22 protein-coding genes are annotated in these 20,304 nt (G+C 64.9%); 13 read left to right on the forward strand and 9 right to left on the reverse strand.

Features of this window, described 5'->3' with window-relative positions:
• Positions 1 to 38: 38 nt before the first annotated feature.
• Positions 39 to 362 (forward strand): hypothetical protein, encoded by a 324-nt coding sequence (locus tag B0E50_RS11000; RefSeq protein WP_077441228.1) that lies wholly within the window; start codon positions 39 to 41, stop codon positions 360 to 362.
• Between the two features lie 25 nt (positions 363 to 387).
• Here the strand turns inward: B0E50_RS11000 and B0E50_RS11005 are convergent, their stop codons facing one another.
• Complete coding sequence (locus tag B0E50_RS11005; protein ID WP_077441229.1) at positions 388 to 1,767, reverse strand: adenosylmethionine--8-amino-7-oxononanoate transaminase; 1,380 nt, start codon at positions 1,765 to 1,767, stop codon at positions 388 to 390.
• Between the two features lie 121 nt (positions 1,768 to 1,888).
• Here B0E50_RS11005 and B0E50_RS11010 point away from each other — a divergent pair, with 121 nt between their 5' ends.
• The 5 genes from B0E50_RS11010 to mazG are packed head-to-tail and all read left to right on the forward strand — an operon-like array spanning position 1,889 to position 5,658.
• Positions 1,889 to 2,641 (forward strand): type II secretion system protein N, encoded by a 753-nt coding sequence (locus B0E50_RS11010; protein WP_254427259.1) that lies wholly within the window; start codon positions 1,889 to 1,891, stop codon positions 2,639 to 2,641.
• Entirely contained in the window at positions 2,638 to 3,432 is a 795-nt protein-coding gene (locus tag B0E50_RS11015; RefSeq protein ID WP_077441231.1) for an inositol monophosphatase family protein, read from the forward strand. The genes B0E50_RS11010 and B0E50_RS11015 overlap by 4 nt, the downstream gene beginning before the upstream one ends.
• 39 nt (positions 3,433 to 3,471) lie before the next feature.
• Complete coding sequence (nudE, locus tag B0E50_RS11020) at positions 3,472 to 4,029, forward strand: ADP compounds hydrolase NudE (protein ID WP_077441232.1); 558 nt, start codon at positions 3,472 to 3,474, stop codon at positions 4,027 to 4,029.
• Positions 4,026 to 4,841, forward strand: coding sequence for a 3'(2'),5'-bisphosphate nucleotidase CysQ (gene cysQ, locus B0E50_RS11025; protein WP_077441233.1), 816 nt, complete (start codon positions 4,026 to 4,028; stop codon positions 4,839 to 4,841). The genes nudE and cysQ overlap by 4 nt, the downstream gene beginning before the upstream one ends.
• 4 nt (positions 4,842 to 4,845) lie before the next feature.
• Positions 4,846 to 5,658: a nucleoside triphosphate pyrophosphohydrolase gene (mazG, locus tag B0E50_RS11030; RefSeq protein WP_077441234.1), complete on the forward strand. Its 813-nt coding sequence runs from the start codon at positions 4,846 to 4,848 to the stop codon at positions 5,656 to 5,658.
• Positions 5,659 to 5,710: 52 nt separating this feature from the next.
• On the opposite strand, the gene B0E50_RS11035 is transcribed toward mazG, so the two are convergent.
• Entirely contained in the window at positions 5,711 to 6,214 is a 504-nt protein-coding gene (locus B0E50_RS11035) for a hypothetical protein (protein ID WP_077441235.1), read from the reverse strand.
• Between the two features lie 140 nt (positions 6,215 to 6,354).
• Here B0E50_RS11035 and B0E50_RS11040 point away from each other — a divergent pair, with 140 nt between their 5' ends.
• The gene (locus B0E50_RS11040; RefSeq protein WP_077441236.1) at positions 6,355 to 7,128 is read left to right on the forward strand and encodes a DUF4097 family beta strand repeat-containing protein; all 774 of its coding nucleotides are present in this window, start codon (positions 6,355 to 6,357) and stop codon (positions 7,126 to 7,128) included.
• Positions 7,129 to 7,137: 9 nt separating this feature from the next.
• On the opposite strand, the gene B0E50_RS11045 is transcribed toward B0E50_RS11040, so the two are convergent.
• From B0E50_RS11045 to B0E50_RS11060, 4 genes are read right to left on the reverse strand one after another with little or no spacing between them, the layout of a single operon-like run.
• Positions 7,138 to 8,280 carry an SLC13 family permease gene (locus B0E50_RS11045; protein ID WP_077441237.1) on the reverse strand — a complete coding sequence of 381 codons (1,143 nt, stop codon included), beginning with the start codon at positions 8,278 to 8,280 and terminating at the stop codon, positions 7,138 to 7,140.
• Between the two features lie 26 nt (positions 8,281 to 8,306).
• Positions 8,307 to 8,936 carry a glutathione S-transferase family protein gene (locus tag B0E50_RS11050; RefSeq protein ID WP_077441238.1) on the reverse strand — a complete coding sequence of 210 codons (630 nt, stop codon included), beginning with the start codon at positions 8,934 to 8,936 and terminating at the stop codon, positions 8,307 to 8,309.
• A 44-nt stretch (positions 8,937 to 8,980) separates the two neighbouring features.
• Positions 8,981 to 11,464, reverse strand: a complete 2,484-nt coding sequence (locus B0E50_RS11055; protein WP_077441239.1) for an FtsX-like permease family protein — start codon at positions 11,462 to 11,464, stop codon at positions 8,981 to 8,983.
• Entirely contained in the window at positions 11,461 to 12,162 is a 702-nt protein-coding gene (locus B0E50_RS11060) for an ATP-binding cassette domain-containing protein (protein WP_077441240.1), read from the reverse strand. Before B0E50_RS11060 ends, B0E50_RS11055 begins: the two co-directional genes overlap by 4 nt.
• Here B0E50_RS11060 and B0E50_RS11065 point away from each other — a divergent pair.
• The 3 genes from B0E50_RS11065 to B0E50_RS11075 all read left to right on the forward strand — a co-directional run bounded on the left by B0E50_RS11065 (position 12,161) and on the right by B0E50_RS11075 (position 14,651).
• On the forward strand, positions 12,161 to 12,772 hold the full coding sequence (locus tag B0E50_RS11065) for an arylesterase (protein ID WP_077441241.1): 612 nt from the start codon (positions 12,161 to 12,163) through the stop codon (positions 12,770 to 12,772). The genes B0E50_RS11060 and B0E50_RS11065 overlap by 2 nt on opposite strands.
• 107 nt (positions 12,773 to 12,879) lie before the next feature.
• Positions 12,880 to 13,611 carry a response regulator transcription factor gene (locus B0E50_RS11070; protein ID WP_077441242.1) on the forward strand — a complete coding sequence of 244 codons (732 nt, stop codon included), beginning with the start codon at positions 12,880 to 12,882 and terminating at the stop codon, positions 13,609 to 13,611.
• Between the two features lie 23 nt (positions 13,612 to 13,634).
• Positions 13,635 to 14,651, forward strand: a complete 1,017-nt coding sequence (locus tag B0E50_RS11075) for a HAMP domain-containing sensor histidine kinase (RefSeq protein ID WP_077441243.1) — start codon at positions 13,635 to 13,637, stop codon at positions 14,649 to 14,651.
• Between the two features lie 29 nt (positions 14,652 to 14,680).
• On the opposite strand, the gene B0E50_RS11080 is transcribed toward B0E50_RS11075, so the two are convergent.
• From B0E50_RS11080 to purM, 3 genes are read right to left on the reverse strand one after another with little or no spacing between them, the layout of a single operon-like run.
• Positions 14,681 to 15,388 carry a DUF3108 domain-containing protein gene (locus tag B0E50_RS11080; RefSeq protein WP_077441244.1) on the reverse strand — a complete coding sequence of 236 codons (708 nt, stop codon included), beginning with the start codon at positions 15,386 to 15,388 and terminating at the stop codon, positions 14,681 to 14,683.
• A gap of 35 nt (positions 15,389 to 15,423) precedes the next feature.
• Entirely contained in the window at positions 15,424 to 16,110 is a 687-nt protein-coding gene (purN, locus tag B0E50_RS11085; protein WP_077441245.1) for a phosphoribosylglycinamide formyltransferase, read from the reverse strand.
• A gap of 23 nt (positions 16,111 to 16,133) precedes the next feature.
• On the reverse strand, positions 16,134 to 17,162 hold the full coding sequence (gene purM / locus B0E50_RS11090) for a phosphoribosylformylglycinamidine cyclo-ligase (protein ID WP_077441246.1): 1,029 nt from the start codon (positions 17,160 to 17,162) through the stop codon (positions 16,134 to 16,136).
• A 150-nt stretch (positions 17,163 to 17,312) separates the two neighbouring features.
• Here purM and B0E50_RS11095 point away from each other — a divergent pair, with 150 nt between their 5' ends.
• From B0E50_RS11095 to hda, 3 genes are all read left to right on the forward strand, one after another.
• Positions 17,313 to 18,296: a DUF2066 domain-containing protein gene (locus tag B0E50_RS11095; protein ID WP_077441247.1), complete on the forward strand. Its 984-nt coding sequence runs from the start codon at positions 17,313 to 17,315 to the stop codon at positions 18,294 to 18,296.
• Positions 18,297 to 18,407: 111 nt separating this feature from the next.
• Positions 18,408 to 19,547, forward strand: coding sequence for an AI-2E family transporter (locus tag B0E50_RS11100; protein WP_174575044.1), 1,140 nt, complete (start codon positions 18,408 to 18,410; stop codon positions 19,545 to 19,547).
• Positions 19,544 to 20,251 carry a DnaA regulatory inactivator Hda gene (gene hda / locus B0E50_RS11105; protein ID WP_077441248.1) on the forward strand — a complete coding sequence of 236 codons (708 nt, stop codon included), beginning with the start codon at positions 19,544 to 19,546 and terminating at the stop codon, positions 20,249 to 20,251. Before B0E50_RS11100 ends, hda begins: the two co-directional genes overlap by 4 nt.
• Positions 20,252 to 20,304: the final 53 nt, after the last annotated feature.

The raw sequence follows: 20,304 nt of genomic DNA on the forward strand, positions 1-20,304 counted from the left end.
GAAGAGGCACAGATGCAGGCAGAACAGAGGTATGCGCCATGCTCAAGACAACTGTCATTTCATTCGCACTGGTCGTTGGCCTCGGCGTCAGCGCACTCGCCGTCGGCCAGAGCGCCCCCGCGCAGGTGACCAGCCCGAATGCCGACATGCCATCCAGCAAAGCCAGTGCCACACAGCAGCATCAGGTGCTCAAGCCAGGTGATCGCAGCTGCATCCGCGATACCGGCAGCCTGATTCCGGCGAAGAAAGGGCAATGCCTGCAGGGTGTTTCGGGTCGCAGCTATTCGCAGCAGGACCTGTTGAACACGGGCCAGATCAATAACGCCCAGGCCCTGCGCATGTTGGATCCGTCCATTCACTGAGGCTTGGCTTCAGTGGCGCGATGGTTCATTCCGCCACGGCACGTTCGATGCCAGCCACCGCCACATCCACCAGCAGGTCGATCTCCGCCTTGCTGACGATATAGGGCGGCATGAAATACACCACGTTGCCGAGCGGGCGCAGCAGAGCGCCGTGCCGCAGTCCGTGCAGGTACACGCGCAGACCGCGTCGGTCCGTCGCCGGGAATGGTCGGCGCCCGGTCTTGTCGGCGACCAGTTCGATCGCGGCGATCATGCCGGTCTGGCGCACGTCGGCGACATGCGGGTGGTCGCGCAACGTTTCCAGGCGGCTACTCAGATGCGCTGCGAGTTGGCGGTTGCGTTCGAGTACCGGCTCGTCACGGAAGATCGCCAATGTCTCCAGCGCCACGCGGCAAGCCAGCGGGTTGCCGGTGTAGCTGTGCGAATGCAGGAAGGCCTTGCCGGCACTGTATTCCGCGTAGAACGCCTCATAGATACTGCTGGTGGTGAGTACGGCCGAAAGCGGCAGGAAGCCGCCGGTAAGTCCCTTCGACAGGCACATGAAATCCGGTGACACGCCAGCCTGCTCGCAGGCGAACAGCGTGCCGGTACGGCCGAAGCCGACCGCAATCTCGTCGGCGATGAAATGCACGGCGAACTCGTCGCATAGCGCGCGCAGGCCGGTCAGGTAAGCGGGGTGATACATGCGCATGCCGCCGGCGCATTGCACCAGTGGCTCGACGATCACGGCACAGGTTTCATGGGCATGGCGTTCGAGCAGAGCGCGCAGCTCGCCAAGGCGACGTTTGGTCGTCTGTTCGGCCGATTCGCCGGGCTCGCCTTCATAGGCATCCGGCGAAGGCGCCAGGAACGGTGTAAGCAGCAATGGCGCATAGGTCTTGCGGTACAACGCCACGTCGCTGACCGACAACGCGCCCAGCGTCTCGCCGTGATAGCTGCCTGTGAGTGCGATGAAGCGCGTCTTCTCGCCATGACCCTGGTTGAGCCAGTAGTGGAAGCTCATCTTCAGCGCCACTTCGATCGCTGCCGAGCCGTTGTCGGCATAGAACACGCGATCCAGTCCGGGTGGCGTGATGCGCACCAGTTCTTCGGCCAGCTCGATCGCCGGCTCGTGGGTGAAACCGGCAAAGATCACGTGCTCCAGCCGCTGTGCCTGATCCGCAAGCGCGGCAGCGATGCGTGGATTGGCGTGACCGAACAGGTTGGTCCACCACGAGCTGATGCCATCCAGATAGCGCCTGCCATCGGCGTCGATCAGCCAGGCACCCTCGCCACGGACGATCGGCACCATCGGCACGCCGCCTTTGCCGGTGATGTCGTGGTCATGCATCTGCGTACAGGGATGCCACAGGTGTTTCAGGTCGCGCGTGGCGAGCGCGGCATTGCCGCTTGCGTGGATGGTCATCCGGCTATCATCGGTGCTTCATGATGGGCCCTCAAGCCCGCATATGGGTCATTCCGGGAGTCGGCGTTTGAAGTACCTGCGAAATTGCCTCATCGGCCTTGCTATATTGCTGCTGGCCGGAGTGCTTCTGTTGTGGTTTCTGCCAGTGCGATGGGCGCTCCCGTGGATCGAACCGCAACTGCACGGGTTGCGCCTGCAGCAGCTGCAGGGGTCATTGTGGGATGGTCGGGCCGGGCAGGTTCTGGCTGCGGATGGTCGCCCGCTAGGCAAGTTGCAGTGGACGCTGTCACGGCGGGCGTTGTTCGGACAGACGCAGGCCAAGCTGGACTTCCAGGGGCCACAATTCGATTTTTCCGGCGAGATGCGACGGTTGCCCGGGCAGAAGGTCGAATGGCGCGGCGTGAACTTGCATGCCGCACTCGCAGCATGGCCGGCCCGGGTCAACTTGCCGTACGGGCAGCCGCGCGGCGAACTGCAACTGACCATCGAGCACGCCATCCTGCAAGGTGGCTGGCCGTTGCAGCTGCAGGCGCAGGCGCGGTGGCAGGATGCAGTCATGCGCACGCGAAATGGCGATGTGGCCTTGGGCGACCTGCAGGGACAGGCACAATCGCAGAATGGAGTGATCCAGGCGCAATGGCAGGATGACGGGCACGGGCCGTTGCAGGTTGACGGCCGTTTGCAGTTGAGTCCGCTGGGCTGGCGACTGGACGCGACGTTGCGAGCGCGACAGACTGATCCGGCATTGCGCCATTGGCTGTCCGGGTTGGGCCAGCCGGATGCCGATGGCAAGATAAATATCCAGCATAGCGGCGGACTGGCGGCTGCTTTGCCCGGTACGACCGCCACCAATCAGGGCACGAAATCACCATGAATCCCGAGATGGCCGTGTCCGCACTGACTGCCGCGCGCGAAGCGGCTGCCGCGGCTGCCGAAGTGATCCGCCACTACTGGCATCGCGGCGTCGAGGTGGAGCTCAAGTCCGATGCGACGCCGGTGACCGTCGCCGACCGTGAGGCCGAGCGCGCGATCCGGAAGATCCTGCAGGCGGCGCTGCCGCAGGCGGCGATCTATGGCGAGGAATTTGGACTCGAAGGCGAGCGCGGTGGCCTGTTGTGGTTGGTCGATCCGCTCGATGGCACCAAGAGCTTCGTGCGGCGTACACCGTTCTTTTCCACCCAGATTGCCTTGATGGATGGTGACGAGCTTGTGCTGGGGGTATCCAGTGCACCGATCTACGGCGAGACCATGTGGGCCAGCGTCGGTGGCGGTGCATGGCTCGATGGCGAGCGCGTGCGGGTGGCGGATACCAGCACGATCAGCGATGCCTCGATTTCCACCGGCAACGTCAAGACGCTGACCGCTGATGCACGCTGGGATGCGCTTGGTGCGCTGATCCGCGACAGCAACCGCATTCGCGGTTACGGCGACTTCTGTCATTACCATCTGCTTGCACGGGGCTCGCTGGATCTTGTGATCGAGTCGGACGTGAACATCCTCGACATCGCTGCATTGGCCGTGATTGTGCGTGAGGCTGGTGGGGTGTTCACCGATCTGCAGGGCGCGGCGTTGACGCTGGATACACGCAGCGTGCTGGCTGGTACGCCGGCGATCCACCGGCAGGCGCTGCAGCGGTTGCGCAGGGATGCCGGCACGGCGCCATGATCGCCTGCGTCGAGGCGGCCACCGCGCTAGAATGGCCGGATGCGCAAGCCACCGATCATCCATGCCACGCGTGACGTCGACAACAGCCACTTCCTGCATGTCGAACAGCTCGATCTGGAATTTTCCAACGGCGAACGCCGCACCTATGAGCGGCTGAAGGGTGGTGGCCTAGGTGCGGTGATCATCGTGCCGATGCTGGACGACGAGACGGTGCTGCTGGTACGCGAATACGGCGCGGGCGTCGGTCGTTACGAACTTGGCCTGCCGAAGGGCCGGCTGGATCAGGACGAGACGGCCGAGCAGGGCGCCGAGCGCGAGCTGAAGGAAGAGATCGGCTACGGCGCGCGCCGGTTGAAAATCCTGCACAACCTGTCGCTGTCGCCCTCGTACATGACGCATATGGCGCATGTGGTGCTGGCGCAGGAGCTGTATCCCGAACGACTGATCGGCGATGAACCCGAGGAACTCGATGTGGTGCCATGGAAGATGTCCGAACTGCATACCTTGCTCGGTCGCGATGACGTGACCGAAGGGCGCTCGATCGCCGCGCTGTTCATGGCCCGCGAATACCTCGCCGGGCGTTTTCAACGCGCATGAGTACGGTTCCCGCGTTTGCCCGGCAGATTGGTGAGATCGCACGCGCCGCCGGCGAAGCCATTCTTGCGATCTATCACAGCGATTTCGCAGTGCAGACCAAGGCGGATGCGTCGCCGTTGACGGCGGCGGATCTGGCGGCGCAGCAGCTCATCATGACCGCACTGGCCACGCTTGAGCCGGCGCTACCGGTGCTGTCGGAAGAAGCCAAGGCGCTGGCCTGGTCCGAACGCCAGCACTGGTCGCGCTACTGGCTGGTCGATCCACTCGACGGCACTCGCGAATTCGTGAAGCGCAACGGCGAGTTCACCGTCAACATCGCTTTGATCGACGATCACCAGTCTGTGCTCGGCGTGGTGTTGGCGCCGGTGACTGGCGAGTTGTATATCGCTGAACGTGGCCATGGCGCGTGGATGCAGAAACAGGCCGGTGGCGACTGGCAACGCCTTCAGGCGCGGGCACTGGCGCAGCCGCCGATCATGGCCGGCAGCCGCTCGCACGGCAGCCTGCACGATTCCATGTTGCAGGCTTTGCTCGGCGCCGAGCATGAGCTGGTGCCGCTGGGTTCCTCGTTGAAGTTCTGTCTGATCGCACGTGGTGGCGCAGACGTCTATCTGCGCCTCGGCCCGACCAGCGAATGGGATACCGCTGCTGCGCAATGCGTGCTGCAGGAAGCTGGCGGTGCGGTGATGGACTTGCAAGGGCGCATGTTCCGCTACAACCGCGGCGAATCGCTGCTCAATCCCGAGTTCATCGCCGTCGGCGACCCCTCGGTCGACTGGGCGGCGCGGCTGCGCGCGGCCGGTTGTGAATGATCCAGTGAGCGACGATCGCCGCTACAGCCTTGATGACCTGCTCGCCATCATGGCGCGTCTGCGCGATCCCGAGCGTGGTTGTCCGTGGGACGTACAGCAGGATTTTGCTTCGATAGCGCCGTACACGATCGAGGAAGCCTACGAGGTCGCCGATGCGATCGACCGCGGCGATTTCGATGACCTGCGCGATGAACTGGGTGATCTGTTGCTGCAGGTGGTGTTCCATGCGCAGATGGCGAAAGAAGCTGGGCTGTTCGACTTTGCCGATGTCGCCGATGCGATCAGCAGCAAGATGTGCCGACGCCATCCGCATGTGTTCGGTGACGTGCGCTATGCCGACGCCGAGGCACAGAAGCAGGCATGGGAAGACATCAAGACGGCCGAACGCGCCAGCAAGGGCGAGCCGGCCGATGCCAGCGCGCTGGCCGGCATTTCAACGGGATTGCCGGAATGGAAGCGCGCGCTGAAATTGCAGCAGCGGGCGGCCAGCACGGGTTTCGACTGGACCGATCCGCAGCCAGTGCTGGCCAAGCTGGCCGAGGAAGTGGACGAGGTACGCGCCGAGTTCGTGGACGGTGCCGATCCGGCGCGGCTGGAAGATGAAATCGGCGATGTGCTGTTCGTGATGGTGAATCTGGCGCGCCACGCCAAGGTCGATTTCTCGCGTGCGCTGCGCCATGCCAACGCGAAGTTCGAGCGGCGTTTCCGGCAGATGGAGCAATTGGCCGTTGCGGAGGGTGGTGCATTCGGCGAGCGCACACTCGCCGAACAGGAACAACTCTGGCAGCGCGCCAAGGTACTCGAACGCAAGTCATGAAGCATTGCATTGCGATGGCCTGGGCCATCGCAATGCTCGCTGGATTGACGATTTACTGGGCGGCCGGTGCCGGCGGTGTCGGCGCACCGGCATGCTGCTGCCAGGCGGCGCGCATCTTGTCGTGCTCAGCGCGCATCTTCGCCTCGTTGGCCAGACTCTCGTCCAGCCCCTTGCGCAGCGTGGCGATCGCCTGATCCACATTGGTCGGTCGCGCCTGCAGACGCGCCAGGTGCTGGTAGACGTAATCGCGCACGCGCGGATCCTGCGACTTCGCCAGTACGTCGTTGTACAGGGCGGCCAGATCCTTGCTGCGACCTGCCTGCATGTACAGGTGCTCCAGACCGCGCAGGTCGCCGATTACGCCACCATGCTGGTCGCCAAAGCCTCGCTCATGCATGCCGGGGCCGCGACGATCGCCATGCGGCTTGGCCGGTGCGCGCATGGTCGCAGAGGGGCCGGCAGCGGGCGGTGGCGGTGCATCCTGGGCGATTACGAGCGAAGCCGATCCGGCCATCAGCACGGCCAGCGCGGAAGCAAGCAGGGTGTTGCGATGCATGGTGAATCTCCTTGTTGTGTAGCTCAAAAAACGCAGTGCCTCCGTGCCCGTTGACATGGGCGTGCGTTTTCGCGCCTTGCTTGCAACCCTTTTGTCGTTGGCTGCATCCCATGGTTGTTGACCATTCGAGGAGAGTCACCATGCGTCGTCTTTTTGCCGCCACCCTGTTGCTGGCCCCGTTTGCCGCGTTTGCCGCGACCTCGTGCAAATACGAGGCGCCGCGCAATCTCCAGCTCGACCTGGCCGGAGTGCGCGCGGTACAGATCGGCGTTCACAACCAGAACCTGCACCTGACGGGCAGCACCAGTGCCAGGGGGCTCACTCTTGACGGGCGTGCCTGCGCCTCGGACAAGACGCTGCTGGACGGGCTGCAGATCACCCAGCGACGCGAAGGCGATCAGTTGCTGCTCGACATCGGTGGCGACAATCACACCAGCTTCGGCCTGTTCGGAAGCTCTTATGCGAACCTCGAGGTCACCGTGCAATTGCCGGCGAGTCTGCCGGTCACAGTCAGCGTGGGCTCTGGCGACGCCGATGTCAGCGACGTGCAGCAGCTGCAAAGCAGCGTTGGTTCGGGTGACCTGCATGTCCGCAGGATATCCGGCAGGTTGGCCAGCAGTGTGGGCTCCGGTGATGTCGATGCCACCGATATAGGCAGTCTGGAACTGGGCTCGGTGGGTTCGGGTGACTTCAAGGCCACGGGCATCAGCGGTGACGCCAAGGTCGGCAGCATCGGCTCGGGTGATGTGGTGTTGCGCAAAGTCGGCGGCAGTGTGCGGGCGGATACGTTGGGTTCCGGCGATCTCACCGTGAGCGATGTCACCGGCGATTTCAGCCTCGGCGCCAAGGGCAGCGGTGACGTCAACCACAGTGGGGTCAAGGGCAGGGTCAGCGTGCCGAAAGATGACGATTGATGAGCGCATTCAGTCCAGCCAGCGGCAGACCAGATAGACCAGCGGTGCACACACGAGCAGGAAGGGAATCGAGACGAAATGGAACAGCCGCAATCCTTGCGGTTGTTTCGCGAGGCGCAGCGCGATCAGGTTTGCCAGTGAACCGATCGCCAGGCCGAAACCACCCACGTTTACTGCGACTGCCAATGCGATCGCGTCAGGGGCTCGATCCAGCAGCAAGACCGTCGATGGCACATTGCTGATCAGTTGCGAGGCGAGGATGCCGCCAGCGTACAGGGTCAGCGGCTGGTTGAAGTCGAGTCGATCCAGTGCATGGCGTACCGGCTGCAACTCGGCGGCGTGCCCGAGACCCAGGAAGATCGCGGCGAAGGTAAGCAACAGCAACCAGTCGATGCGTACCAGGCTGGATCGTGCCAGCAGCGCGAAGATCATCAGCAGCAGTGCGGCGCCGAGCGGTGCGTGATGGTATTCCATCAGCACCACCATGGCCGCCAATGCGGCCATCGAGCATGCGCCGAGCCTTCGCGAACTCACCTGGCCGTCGATTCGGTCCGGAGCCAGTTCGATCCGGTCACGTGGCAGCCACAGCAAGGTGAGCACCACCAGCAGGGCGAACATCACGGAGGCAGCCGGCAACATGGCCAGGGTGAAATGCAGGAACGGCAGTTGCGAGTGCTGCCACAGCAACAGGTTCTGCGGGTTGCCGATCGGGCTCAGGGTGGAACCCGCATTCACCGCCAGCGCCTCCAGCACCACCATGCGCAACACGGGCAGGTTCGAGATGCCGCCGATCGTCAGCGTCAGCGGCACGATCAGAAACAGGCTCACGTCGTTGGTCAGCACCATCGCCAGCAGCGCCGTCGCGGTTATCAGCAACAGCCCAAGGCTGCGCAGTGAATGCGCCCGCGCGACGACGGCCACCGCCGCGTGCTGTATCAGCCCACTGTCGCGGATGCCCTGGATCGCGATCAGCAGACCCGTCAGGCCAGCCAGGGTCGGCAACTGCAACCAGTGCCGGTACTTCGCCAGCGGCTGCGGATCGAGCAGCGCCAACGCGGCTGTCAGCGCGACAAACAGCAGCAACAGCCATTCGGCCTGCAGCTTTTGCGCCCATGACACCGGCGCCGCGGGCGAGGCATTCGCATCGCTCATGCGTCAGCGTCCGGCCGAACCGTAGATCACCACTCGCTGAGTCCTTCGATCTCGTACAACTTCCGCCAGCTGGGCCGTGCGCGCACCAGATCGGCAAGCCGCTTCAGCGCGGGCCATTCGGTCGCCGCATGCGGCATGTTGCGCGACCAGCGCATCAACATCGTCAGCAGCAGGTCGGCACCCGAGAATTCCTGGCCGAGCAGGTATGGACCGTGTGCGGCAAGCTGCGCATCGAGCAGATCCCACACGCCTTCGATCTTGCGCTGCAGGGCAGAGTGCACTTCCGGCGTGTGCTCGACGGCACCCAGTTCGGGCGGATAAAACCAGAAGCGGTACGTCGACATCAGCGTATTGCTGAGATAGACAATCCACTGCTGCCAGGTATCGTGTTCGGGTGTACCCGGTGCGGGCGCCAGCCCTGCTTCCGGATGACGTTCGGACAGCACCATCAGCAACGCCGCCGATTCCGACAACGGCCGGCCATCGATGATCAGGGTCGGCACCACGCCACGCGGATTGAGTTTCAGGTATTCGGCAGAGTGCTGGGCATCTGCGTCGAAATCCACCAGCCGCAATTCATGCGGCGCGCCGATCTCCAGAAGCGCCAGATGCACCACCATGCTGGCGGTGCCGGGAGAGTAGTAGAGCGTGTACATGGAGGCTCCGTGAGTGTGCGGGATCGCCTGATCTTGGCGGTGGATCAGCCTTCGCGCAACAAACGCATCGGTGAGGTTCGCGTTACCTTCCGCGTCCCGCCCAGCCCCAGCAGCATGACGATGAAGGCGGCGCCAAGAGCTGCGGACGCAAGCGGCCATATCGGTGGCACGAAGCTTTCGATATGGAAAATCGCATGGCCCAGCCACAAGCCGGCACCGGCGGCACCGAACGCGGCAGTGAGGCCGGCGATCAGGCCGAGCAGGGCAAATTCGCAGGCGGCGGCGATGCGCAGCTGGTTGCGACGCGCGCCGAGCGTACGCAGCAAGGCAGCTTCATGCCGTCGTTCGGCGGCGCTGGCGGCGAGTGCGGCGGCAAGTACCAGGGCGCCGGCGAGCAGGCTGAAGCCGAGAATCCAGCGCACCGCGTTGCCGACGCGATCGACGATCTCGCGCACGCGGTCGAGCAACGAGTCGACGTCAACCAGGCTGAGGTTGCTGTAGTCGCGCGACAACTGTGCCAGTTGCACGGCATGGCCGCGCGGCAGATGGAAGCTGGCCAGCCAGGTATGCGGCAGATCGCTCGCGTGGGCCGGATCGAGCAGCAGGAAGAAGTTGACCCGGAACGAACTCCAGTCGACCTTGCGAATGCTGCCGACGCGGGCATCGATGCTGCCTTCGCCGACGTTGAAGCTCAGCGTGTCGCCCACCTTCAACGCAAACATGTCACGCCACATGGTGTCGATCGACACTTCGGCCTGTGGCGGATTTGTCCCGGCCCAATGTCCGGTGACGATCTGGTTCGACGGCGGCAATTCACCAGCCCACGACAGCCGCAACTGACGGTCGGCCCAGTCCTTCGCGCGCTCATCGGCAAATGCCATCTTGTCGACCGGACGGCCATTGATCGCAGTGAGCTTGCCCACCGCCAGCGGCATCATGTTGAGTTTGTCGCCACCGATGCCGGCCAGGGTGTGCGCGAAACCTGCACGCTGGTCGTCCTGCAGGTTCAGCGCGAACCAGTTCGGGGTATCTGCCGGAAGCTCCTGTCGCCAACCCTGCAGCAAGGCGGGTGCAACGATGGCCAGCAACAGCAGGGCGCACAACCCCAGGCTGAGCGCCGTGGCCTGGATCAGACTCAACGTGCGGCGCCGCGCCAGTGCAGCAAGGCCCAGCCGCAATGCCGGGTGGGCCCCCGGCGCGATACGACGGGCCAGCCATAGCAGCAGCGCGGCCAGCAGTGCTGCCGCCACCGCTACGCCGAACAGGCTCATGGCGAGGATGCCGGCCAGCCTGAGTGAATCACTCTGGCTCCAGATCAGGCCCAGCGCGACCAGGACAGGTATCAGGTACAGCAGATCGAAACGCCGCATCCGCGCCGTCATGCTTTGACGGAATACCGCCACTGGCGGTACCTCGGCCAGTCGCACCAGCGGCGGCAGTGCAAAGCCGGCCAGCACGGCGAGGCCCATCGCCGCGGCGGCGAATGACGGTGCCAGCGGCAGCAAGGTGGGCACGCTGCCGAACAACTGGCTGGCAAACAGCCATGCCAGCTGTGACAGCCCGAGCGCCAGCAACATGCCGAGCACCGTCGCGGGCAGGGCGAGTGCACCGAGCGTGCCGAGCAGCAATCCCAGCACACGCCGACGCGATGTACCCAGCGCACGCAACAAGGCCACTTCGGCCATCTTGCGGCGTGCGTAGCGTTGCGCGGACAGCGCGATGGCGACGCCGGCGAGCAGTGCCGACAGCAGCGCGGTGAGACGCAGGAAGGCGCCGGCACGATCGAACGCGCTGCGCATGCGCTCCTGCGTCTGCTCCGGAGTGATCAGTTCGGCGCCCTGCGGCAGGGCGGTCGACTGCGCCCAGTCGCGCCAACCCTGCACCGCCGCCGGCTCGCCGGCCAGCAGCAGGCGGTGATGGGCGCGACTGCCGGCACCAAGCAGCCCGGCCTGTTCGGCGTCGACCAGGCTCATCAGCGCACGCGGTGCCAGCGCAAGCAGTTCGCCGCCATCGGGTTGACGCAGCAACTCAGCGGCAATCGTCAGTTCGCTGCCACCCAGTTGCAGTGGCTGGCCGACCTTGAGATTCAGGGCAACCAGGGCGCGATGGTCGAGATAGATCTGGCCTGCGGCAGGTGCATGGCCGTTGTAGGAGTGCCCGGTTGCATCGGCCAGCTCCAGCGTGCCGCGCAGTGGATAGCGCGCGTCGCTGGCCTGCACATCAAGCAGCTGGCTCTGCTGATGGGCGAATGCCACGCTGGGAAAGCTGGCCGTGCGCGTGCTCTGCAGGCCACGCTGGCGGCCCTCGGCGAGGAAGGTTTCCGGCACGTTCTGTGGTGACGACACGCCGATGTCACCACCGATCAATTCGGCAGCACTGGCCAGCATGCCGCGCTCGATTCGTGTCGCCAGGGTGGCAACCACGCCGAGCGCGACCACTGCCAGCACCAGCGAGGCAGCCAGTGTGCGCAGTTCCGGCAGGTGCCATTCGCGACGCAGGTTGCGCACGGCAAGCAGCAGGAGTTTCATGCGTGCGCGCCCGCATCGGGCAGCACGGTACGACCTTCTTCCAGTTCGATCCGACGATCGCAGCGCGCGGCCAGCGTTGCGTCGTGGGTCACCAGCACGAGGGTGGTGCGGTGATCGCGGTTCAGCGCAAACAGCAGGTCGCAGATGTGGTGGCCGGTGCGCTGGTCGAGATTGCCAGTGGGCTCGTCCGCGAACAGCACGCGCGGGCCGTGCACGAATGCGCGGGCGATCGCCACCCGCTGTTGCTCGCCACCGGACAGTTGGGCCGGGTAGTGTCGCCGCCGTGGCGTCAGCCCGACCGCTTCCAGTGCTTCGCGCGCGCGTTGCCGGGCCGCGCTGCTGCCTTCCAGTTCCAGCGGCAGCATCACGTTTTCCTCGGCCGTGAGCGCCGGTAGCAGGTGGAACGACTGGAACACGAAGCCGACCAGCCGCCGGCGCAGATCCGCGCGCGCTTCCTCGTCGAGTTGCTCCAGCGCATGGCCCTCAAGCTGGATGCGGCCGCTGCTCGGTGTATCCAGACCTGCGAGCAGGCCGAGCAGGGTGGTCTTGCCGGAGCCGGAGGCGCCGACGATGGCGAAGCTCTCGCCCGTGCGGATCTGCAGGCTGACCTCGTGCAGGATGTCGAGTCTTCCCTCGGGGCCGCTGACCGACTTGCTAACATCGCAGGCTTCGAGAAGTGGACGGGAAGAATCACTCATGCGTCGGTGCCTTTGGTTGTTGATACTTCTGTATGGCATCGGCAGCGCCCAGGCGGCGCAACCGAAAACCGTGCTAGTGCTGGGTGATTCGCTGTCCGCCGCGCACAACATCCCGATCGAGTCCGGCTGGGTGCATTTGCTGGATGCGCGTCTTGGCAACATGGTGCCGAAGTGGACCGTGGTCAATGCCAGCATCAGCGGCGAAACTTCGTTGAGCGGGCGCAACCGTCTGCCCGCGCTGCTCACGAAGTACCACCCGACGGTGCTGGTGCTGGAGCTGGGTGCCAACGACGGTCTGCAGGGGTTGCCATTGCCTGCTTTGCGCGACAACCTCACTGCAATGCTCGACATGGCGCAGCAGGCAAAGGCGCGAGTGCTGCTGGTGGGCATCGAGCTGCCGGTGAATTACGGCCCGCAGTACCGCGATGGCTTGCGCGCGGTCTATGCGGAGCTGGCGCGGAGCCGGCATGTCGCGCTGGTGCCGTTCCTGCTTGATGGCATCGCGCTCGATCCTGCGCAGATGCAGGACGATGGCCTGCATCCGGTGGCCAGCGCAGAGCCCAAGGTGCTGGACACGGTCTGGCAGCCGCTGCGGCCACTGCTGCATTGAGCGCCAACCCGAACCCGCTCTGAACCACGGACGCTCCGTTTCACGCGATCATCACCCTGCAGCCGATTAGATCTTCACAAATGTGAAGTGAATGGAGGTGGGACAACATGACGATGCATGACGAGCAAGCGGGACTGATTCTTCTGGTCGAGGACAATCGCCAGATTGCCGAGATGGTCGGCGAGTTCCTGGAGCGTCGCGGGTACTCCGTCGACTATGCCGCCGATGGCGTCAGCGGCCTGCACCTGGCGGTGGCGAACAGCTACGACGTGATCGTGCTGGACCTGATGCTGCCTGGTCTGGACGGGCTGGAGGTCTGTCGCAAGCTGCGCCGGGAGGCCAAGAAGTCCACGCCGGTACTCATGCTGACCGCGCGCGACACGCTGGAGGACAAGCTGGCAGGTCTCGAGGCGGGTGCTGACGACTATCTGGTGAAGCCGTTCGAGGTGCGCGAACTGGAGGCACGGCTGCGCGCGCTGATCCGCCGCGATCGTCGCCAGGTGTCCACCGAGGTGCTCACGGTCGGCGACATGACCCTGGATACCGCCACCTTGCGGCTGACCCGCGAGGGCCAGGAGCTGGTGGTTTCACCGATCGGCCTGAAATTGCTGGCGATCCTGATGCGCGAGTCGCCGAGGGTAGTCAGTCGGCGCGACATCGAGCGCGAGATCTGGGGCGACACGCTGCCCGATTCCGACACCTTGCGCTCGCATCTGTACAACCTGCGCCGGGTCATCGACAAACCCTTCGCACGCCCCCTGCTACACACCATCCATTCGGCCGGTTATCGCCTCGCGGATCTTGAATCGGAGCTGGCGTCGACTGTCCAGACGGTGTGAAACCGACACAGCGAAAGAGGGTCATGGACAGCAGGGTCAAAGCACTCCAATTTCGGGCAGGAGCCTTCCGCCGGCGTATCGCATGGGTGTTCGCACTGCAATTCGTGGCCGTGGTGATCATCTGCATCATGGGCATCTACGGCGCCGCGCCGGCGCCGGCGGTGATTGCCGCGATTGTGATCACCACCATGCTTGCCTGGGTCGCCACTCGCCGCGAGTGGCGACCCGTGCGTGCACTGGCCCGCCTGGTCAACCGTTGGGACGGTCAGCAGCCGAGCCCCGAATCACGGCGCCTGGACCAGCTGTCCAGCCATGTCGATGATGATGTCGCCTCGCTGGCGCGCGGGCTGCAAGGCTTCGCCACCCGGATTGCCGGCTACAACCAGCGGGAGCGCAACTTCACCCGCGACGCCAGCCACGAACTGCGCAGTCCGCTCACGGTCATCAAGATGTCGGTCGACATGCTGGCCGACGAAGAGAGCATCAGTGAATTCGGCTCCCGTTCGGTACGCCGGATCAAGCGTGCCACGCTGGAGATGGAGGCGTTGGTCGAGGCGCTGCTGATCCTTGCGCGTGAACCGGACACCGGCCTCGATCATGAATGCTTTGTCGCCAATGACGTGTTGCGACAGGAGCTTGAGTCAGCCCGCGAAGTGCTGGCCGGGCGGCCGATCGTGCTGCAACTGGAGGAAGGGGCGCATTTTGCGCTTCAGGGCTCATCGCGGGCCTTCGCGGTGCTGTGCTGGCAGCTGATCCGCAATGCCTGCCAGCAGATCGAGCAGGGACGTGTGGTGATTACCATCCTGCCTGGCGCAGTGAGTGTGAGCGGGCCTGCCGATGGGCCTGCATCTGGTGTCCCGCCGCGTGCACACAGCGTGGATCGACACGGCTTCGAGCTGGCGATCGCACAACGCATCAGCGACCGTTTCGGCTGGCCGCTGGAACTGCAGAGGCGTTCAGGGCAGGGAAACATCGCACGCATCCGGTTTCCGCAGCCTTTGCCGGAAGCTACGGTCAGGGACAACACCCGGCGGCAGTGATCACATCGGTGTCGAACGGTCCCGCTCAGTCAGAGTGAGTGGTAGCTCACCAGTTCCATCACGGTATCGCCGCCATCGTGTTGCGACAGCTTCACCGGCAGCGGATACCGGCCCGGTACGTACCACGCACTGAATCCGCGATCGGCATCGGTGCGATCGACGCGCACGGCACTGAAGCTGCCAGCGGGCACCTTGACCGGCTCATGGCCGGTGATCTTGAAGTTCTGCGTCTGCACGTTCTGGCGCACCGCCACCGGCAAGGTGATCTGCTGCTTGCCATCGCGCAGTGCAAGACCCAACGCCAGGGGCGTGGTGTTGCGTTCCACCATGCCGGCGCTGGCCGGGTAGGTCTGCGGGCCCTTGCCCTCGTTGACCGTCACCTGATGGGTCGCCCAGTCCACCTTCATGTGGCGCTGCTTGTTCTTGATCGACGCCACCAGCTGGTAGTCGTAGCTGATCGCCTCGGGGACATCGCCATTCCAGCGGAAATGCGAGGTCTCGGTGACATCGGCACCGAGCATGGCGGCCAGGCCGCCGGTGCCTTTCATGTCCTTGCGGTAGACCCATTCACCGTTACCGCCGGCGCGCAAGGTCACCGTGGCGACGCCAATCGGTTCGTTGCCCTGCAGTACGTTGTAGGTGGCGGTGAAGCTGGCGGGTGCGGCGGCGGTGACGGCCTGCGTACCGAGCAGCAGGCCAAGGCCGAAAAGGGGGGCAAGCAGGGGTCGGATAGTCATGTACCGAGTCTGCCGGCTCCGGGCTGAACCGTGGATCACTCTGCGAGCGGCAGGTCGGGATCGCCCAAACCGTGATCGCTCAGGATCAGAGGGGCCGGCAACGGCTGGCCATCGAATCGGGGGGCATGACCATCCCATTGCAGCCGGCCGCTGGCCAGCAGGCGCAATACCGCGGGCAACAGCCGGTGCTCCAGCGGAAGCAGCCGTTGCGCCAGCCGGTGCTCGTCGTCGCCAGTCTCGACCGCAAGCCGCGCCTGCGCGATCACCGGGCCGCCATCCAGTTCGGCAGTGACGAAGTGCACGCTGGCACCATGTTCATGGTCGCCTGCTTCCAGCGCGCGCCGATGGGTATGCAGGCCGCGGTATTTCGGCAACAGCGATGGATGGATGTTGATCATCCGGCCGACCCACGGGCGCAACGCGTCGCCATCGAGAATGCGCATGTAGCCAGCCAGCACCAGCAGCTCCGCGCCGCTGGCAGCGATGCGCGCGAACAGATCGAGGTCAAAGGCACGTCGGTCCGGGTAGCTGCGCGGATCGAGCGCCAGCGTGGGGATGCCGGCGGCCTCGGCCAGGCGCAGCGCGCCGGCCGCAGCCTTGTCGCTGCCGACCAGTACGAAATCCACAGGCAACTCGCCTTGTTCCCGTGCGGCGAGCAGGGCGGCAAGATTGCTGCCGCGCCCGGAGGCAAGCACGGCGACACGTGGCAGTGACGTGTTCATCGGCAGCGTTTCAGGCGGGTGGATCAGCCGATCCGCACGCGCTCATCGCCCTGTGCCGGCACGATGCTGCCGATCACCGAGCTGGCCAGGCCGTGTTTGGCCAGCAGGGCGGAGGCCGCAGTCACTGCATCTTGCGGCAGGATCACGGTGAAGCCGATGCCGCAGTTGAACGTGCGCCACATTTCCTCGCGTGCCACGTTGCCCTCGCGCATCAGCCAGTCGAATACCGGCGGGAGCACGATGGCGGACGCGTCAAGCGTGATGCCGAGGCCGTCCGGCACCACGCGGATGATGTTTTCCTTCAGGCCGCCGCCGGTGATGTGGGCCATGCCGTGCACGGTTTGGCCATGCAGGAGATCAAGCATGGCCTTCACATAGATCGTCGTTGGCGCCATCAGCGCGTCGGCCAGCTTCACTCCGCCGAGATCCAGATCCAGAGGGTTGCCGGCACGCTCGAGAATCCGGCGGATCAGCGAATAGCCATTCGAATGCGGGCCGGACGAGGCCACGCCGAGAATCGCATCGCCGGCGACGATCGCGCTGCCGCTGAGCATCTGCGATTTCTCCACCGCGCCCACGGTGAAGCCGGCCAGGTCGTATTCGCCTGGCGGATACATGTTGGGCATCTCGGCGGTCTCGCCGCCGATCAGCGCGCAGCCAGCCAGCTCGCAGCCTTTCGCAATGCCGCCAACGACGGCGACGGTGGTGTCCACATCCAGCTTGCCGGTGGCGAAGTAGTCGAGAAAGAACAGCGGCTCGGCACCCTGCACCAGTACGTCGTTGACGCACATGCCGACCAGGTCGATGCCGATGCTGTCGTGGCGGCTCAGGATCTGCGCCAGCTTCAGCTTGGTGCCGACGCCGTCGGTACCGGAGACCAGCACAGGCTCCTTGTAGCGGCCGGAGAGGTCGAACAGGCCGCCGAAACCGCCCAGTCCACCCATCACTTCCGGGCGGAAGGTGCGCTTGACCAGCGGCTTGATGCGTTCGACCACGGCATTGCCGGCATCGATATCGACGCCGGCGGCGCGGTAGGTGAGGGCGTCAGACATGGCGGAAACCGGCGTGGATGAAACGCGCAAGTTTAGCAGCTTGTGGGGTCGTTGCCGGACGCCCATGGTGGATCTGGTGACAGCTTCGATGGACGCTGGGGGCGTGATTGGGCAGACTTCCGGCAGCTTCCCTCGAAGATGCCCACCTCCATGCGCCTGTCCCGTCTGTTGATCGTCACCCTGCTGCTGGGTCTTGCCACGCTGCCGGCTTTGCGTGCGCAATCGGCTGGCTCGCCCTATTCGGTCATCGTGCCGGTGGCCGACACCAGCGCCGCCCAGCGCGACCAGGCCTTCGCCACTGCCTTGGGGCAGGTGCTGACGCGAGTCGCCGGTGGCCAGGATCTGCGCAGCAATGCCGGTTACGCCGGGGCGCTGGGCAGCGCCGGTTCGATGGTGCAGAAATTCCAGTACCAGCGTGCCGCGACCGGCTTGACCCTGGCGGTGGACTTCGAGCCGGGTTCGGTGCGCCGGCTGGTATCCCAACTGGGCGTGGCGAGCACGGGCATCAAGCCACCGGTGTTGCTGCTGGTGCAGGGTACTGATGGCAAGCTGCTCGACCAGCCTGCGCTGGCCAGTCTTGCCTCGGCAGCAGCCTCGCGCGGCACCAATGTGGCATATCCGGAAACCGGCAGCACGCTTGACATGGCCAAGGTCGGTGACGCCGACCCGGCCGCGTTGGCGGCGGTCGACCAGCAGTACCACACCGGTCTGGTGCTGCTCGGCAAATTGCATGACGGCAGTGCCGACTGGACGCTGATCTCCGGAGGGCAGGCGCAGCACTGGAACAGCCAAGGCGCCACCGAGGACGCGCTGCTGGGTACGGCCGGCAGCAGCATGGTCGACCGTATCGGCAGACAGCTGAACGTCGTTGGTGCCGGCACAAGCGAAGGCAAGCTGTGGGTGAGCGGGCTGCATTCGGCGATGGACTACGCGAACCTGCTGGCCACCTTGCGTGCCGATCCTTCAGTACGTCAGGTCACCACCCTGGGTGCGCAGGACGACAGCGTGCTGCTGTCCGTCAAGGCATCCTTGCCGCTGAGTGGACTGGCGGCAAATCTGGCTGCCGGTGGCCGCCTGCTCTTGCAGGGTGAGCCGCATCAGGGCGCCGACGCGAATCTGCGCTGGCTGCATTGATCGACATGCGAATCGCCAGCGAAAAACCGCGCCTCCATGGGCGGCCTCCCCAAGAAACCGGGTTCTTTCCGAGGCAATCGTGTGAATCCTGATAATTCACGGCGCTGGCAGATGCTCGCCATCGTGGCGGTCATCGTCTATCTGCTCTGGCTGCTGGCGCCGATGCTGATGCCGTTCGCGGTCGCTGCCATGCTGGCCTATCTGGGCGATCCACTGGCCGACCGGCTGGAGCGGCTGGGGCTGAACCGTTCGTGGGCGGCCACCATCGTGTTCATGGTGCTGCTGATCGTGGTCGGCGGCGTGTTGCTGTTGCTGATCCCGCTGATCGCCAGGCAGATTGAAAACCTGATCGAGAACCTGCCGCGCTACGGTGAATGGGCCGAGAACACCGCGTGGCCGTGGTTGCAGGCGCGCCTGCATCTGGATCCGCGCATGTTCGACAGCGATCGTCTGCTGGTCGAGATCAAGTCACACCTCGGTTCGATCGGTGGTGCCGCCTCGACCGTGTTGGGCAAGGTGTCGCGATCCGGACTCGGCATCGTGATGTGGCTGACCAATCTGGTGCTGATCCCGGTCGTGGCGTTCTACCTGCTGCGCGACTGGGACCGGCTGGTTGCCACCATCGACCGCATGCTGCCGCGCTCGATCCAGCCGACCATCGCCCACCTGGCGCACGAGTCGGACAAGGTGCTTGGTGCGTTCGTGCGCGGCCAGTTGCTGGTCATGCTGGCGCTGGGTGTGTTCTACGGTGCCGGCCTGACGCTGACCGGGTTGAGCGTGGGTCCGCTGATCGGCATGGTCGCCGGCCTGCTCAGCTTCGTGCCGTACCTGGGCTTCATCGTGGGCTTCGCCGGCGCGATCATCGCCGCGCTGGTGCAATACGGTGACTGGACGCACGTGTTGATCGTGTGTGGCGTGTTCATCGTCGGCCAGCTGCTGGAAGGCTACGTGCTGGTGCCCAGGCTGGTCGGCGAGAAGATCGGCCTGCATCCGGTGGCGGTGATCTTCGCGGTGCTGGCAGGTGGCGAGCTGTTCGGCTTTCTCGGTGTACTGCTGGCGCTGCCGGCAGCGTCGGTGATCATGGTGTTGCTGCGCTATCTGGTCGAACGCTACCGGATGAGCGAGCTGTACAACGAGGAAGGACCGGACGACCCGGTCATCGCGGAAGTGGATGTCACCGTGCATCAGGATGGCGAGGTCGAGACCGACACCATCGTGAAGCCATCGCAGGACAACCGGCCCGCACCATGATTCCGCAGTTGCCGCTGGCCCTGCGCTGGCCACGCCGCCAGCGCTTCGAACATTTTCATGCCGGTGCCAATGCTGCCGCGCTGGCTGCGGTGCAGACACTCGCGCTTGAGCCTGGCGCGTCGTGGCTCTATCTGCTCGGTGCCAACGGCAGCGGTCGCAGTCATTTGTTGATGGCTGCATGCCAGGCAGCCAGTGCTGCCGATCGGCGCGTGCAATACCTGCCGTTGGCAACGATCACGGATCACGCGGCGGCGTTGCGGGGTGTCGCCGGTAGTGAACTGCTGGCGCTGGACGATCTGGGTGCGATCGCCGGCAACCGCGAAGCGGAACACGCATTGTTCGACCTCTACAACCGCGCCCGCGCCGAAGGCAGCGCGCTGCTGTTCGCTGCCGATGCCACGCCGACCCAGTTGGGTCTCGTCCTGCCCGACTTGCGTTCGCGTCTTGGCGCCTGCACCCAGTTCGTACTGAAACCGCTCGACGACGACGAGCGTCGCGCCGTGCTGAAGGCGCAGGCAGCCTCGCGTGGCATCGAACTGGACGATGGCGTGCTGGACTGGCTGTTCGCGCGTTATGCGCGTGATCTGGGTGCGTTGCTCGACCTGCTGGACAAGCTGGATGTGGCGTCGCTGGCGGCGCAGCGGCGCATCACGATTCCGTTCCTGCGCGGATTTCTGCGCGAGACCGGCGAAACCGCCTCCTGAAACAGCAAAGGCGCCCATGGGCGCCTTTGCTCGTGCAACCGCGTCGAGAACGC

This window comes from Rhodanobacter sp. C01, assembly GCF_002001045.1.
Classification (GTDB): Bacteria; Pseudomonadota; Gammaproteobacteria; order Xanthomonadales; family Rhodanobacteraceae; genus Rhodanobacter.

What these genes read in the sequence shown, in the direction of transcription:
- B0E50_RS11000 (WP_077441228.1), top strand. Translation starts at nt 39, where the DNA reads ATGCTCAAGACAACTGTCATTTCATTCGCACTGGTCGTTGGCCTCGGC.
- B0E50_RS11005 (WP_077441229.1), bottom strand. Translation starts at nt 1,767, where the DNA reads ATGACCATCCACGCAAGCGGCAATGCCGCGCTCGCCACGCGCGACCTG.
- B0E50_RS11015 (WP_077441231.1), top strand. Translation starts at nt 2,638, where the DNA reads ATGAATCCCGAGATGGCCGTGTCCGCACTGACTGCCGCGCGCGAAGCG.
- nudE (WP_077441232.1), top strand. Translation starts at nt 3,472, where the DNA reads ATGCGCAAGCCACCGATCATCCATGCCACGCGTGACGTCGACAACAGC.
- cysQ (WP_077441233.1), top strand. Translation starts at nt 4,026, where the DNA reads ATGAGTACGGTTCCCGCGTTTGCCCGGCAGATTGGTGAGATCGCACGC.
- B0E50_RS11035 (WP_077441235.1), bottom strand. Translation starts at nt 6,214, where the DNA reads ATGCATCGCAACACCCTGCTTGCTTCCGCGCTGGCCGTGCTGATGGCC.
- B0E50_RS11040 (WP_077441236.1), top strand. Translation starts at nt 6,355, where the DNA reads ATGCGTCGTCTTTTTGCCGCCACCCTGTTGCTGGCCCCGTTTGCCGCG.
- B0E50_RS11045 (WP_077441237.1), bottom strand. Translation starts at nt 8,280, where the DNA reads ATGAGCGATGCGAATGCCTCGCCCGCGGCGCCGGTGTCATGGGCGCAA.
- B0E50_RS11050 (WP_077441238.1), bottom strand. Translation starts at nt 8,936, where the DNA reads ATGTACACGCTCTACTACTCTCCCGGCACCGCCAGCATGGTGGTGCAT.
- B0E50_RS11055 (WP_077441239.1), bottom strand. Translation starts at nt 11,464, where the DNA reads ATGAAACTCCTGCTGCTTGCCGTGCGCAACCTGCGTCGCGAATGGCAC.
- B0E50_RS11065 (WP_077441241.1), top strand. Translation starts at nt 12,161, where the DNA reads ATGCGTCGGTGCCTTTGGTTGTTGATACTTCTGTATGGCATCGGCAGC.
- B0E50_RS11060 (WP_077441240.1), bottom strand. Translation starts at nt 12,162, where the DNA reads ATGAGTGATTCTTCCCGTCCACTTCTCGAAGCCTGCGATGTTAGCAAG.
- B0E50_RS11070 (WP_077441242.1), top strand. Translation starts at nt 12,880, where the DNA reads ATGACGATGCATGACGAGCAAGCGGGACTGATTCTTCTGGTCGAGGAC.
- B0E50_RS11075 (WP_077441243.1), top strand. Translation starts at nt 13,635, where the DNA reads ATGGACAGCAGGGTCAAAGCACTCCAATTTCGGGCAGGAGCCTTCCGC.
- B0E50_RS11080 (WP_077441244.1), bottom strand. Translation starts at nt 15,388, where the DNA reads ATGACTATCCGACCCCTGCTTGCCCCCCTTTTCGGCCTTGGCCTGCTG.
- purN (WP_077441245.1), bottom strand. Translation starts at nt 16,110, where the DNA reads ATGAACACGTCACTGCCACGTGTCGCCGTGCTTGCCTCCGGGCGCGGC.
- purM (WP_077441246.1), bottom strand. Translation starts at nt 17,162, where the DNA reads ATGTCTGACGCCCTCACCTACCGCGCCGCCGGCGTCGATATCGATGCC.
- B0E50_RS11095 (WP_077441247.1), top strand. Translation starts at nt 17,313, where the DNA reads ATGCGCCTGTCCCGTCTGTTGATCGTCACCCTGCTGCTGGGTCTTGCC.
- B0E50_RS11100 (WP_174575044.1), top strand. Translation starts at nt 18,408, where the DNA reads ATGCTCGCCATCGTGGCGGTCATCGTCTATCTGCTCTGGCTGCTGGCG.
- hda (WP_077441248.1), top strand. Translation starts at nt 19,544, where the DNA reads ATGATTCCGCAGTTGCCGCTGGCCCTGCGCTGGCCACGCCGCCAGCGC.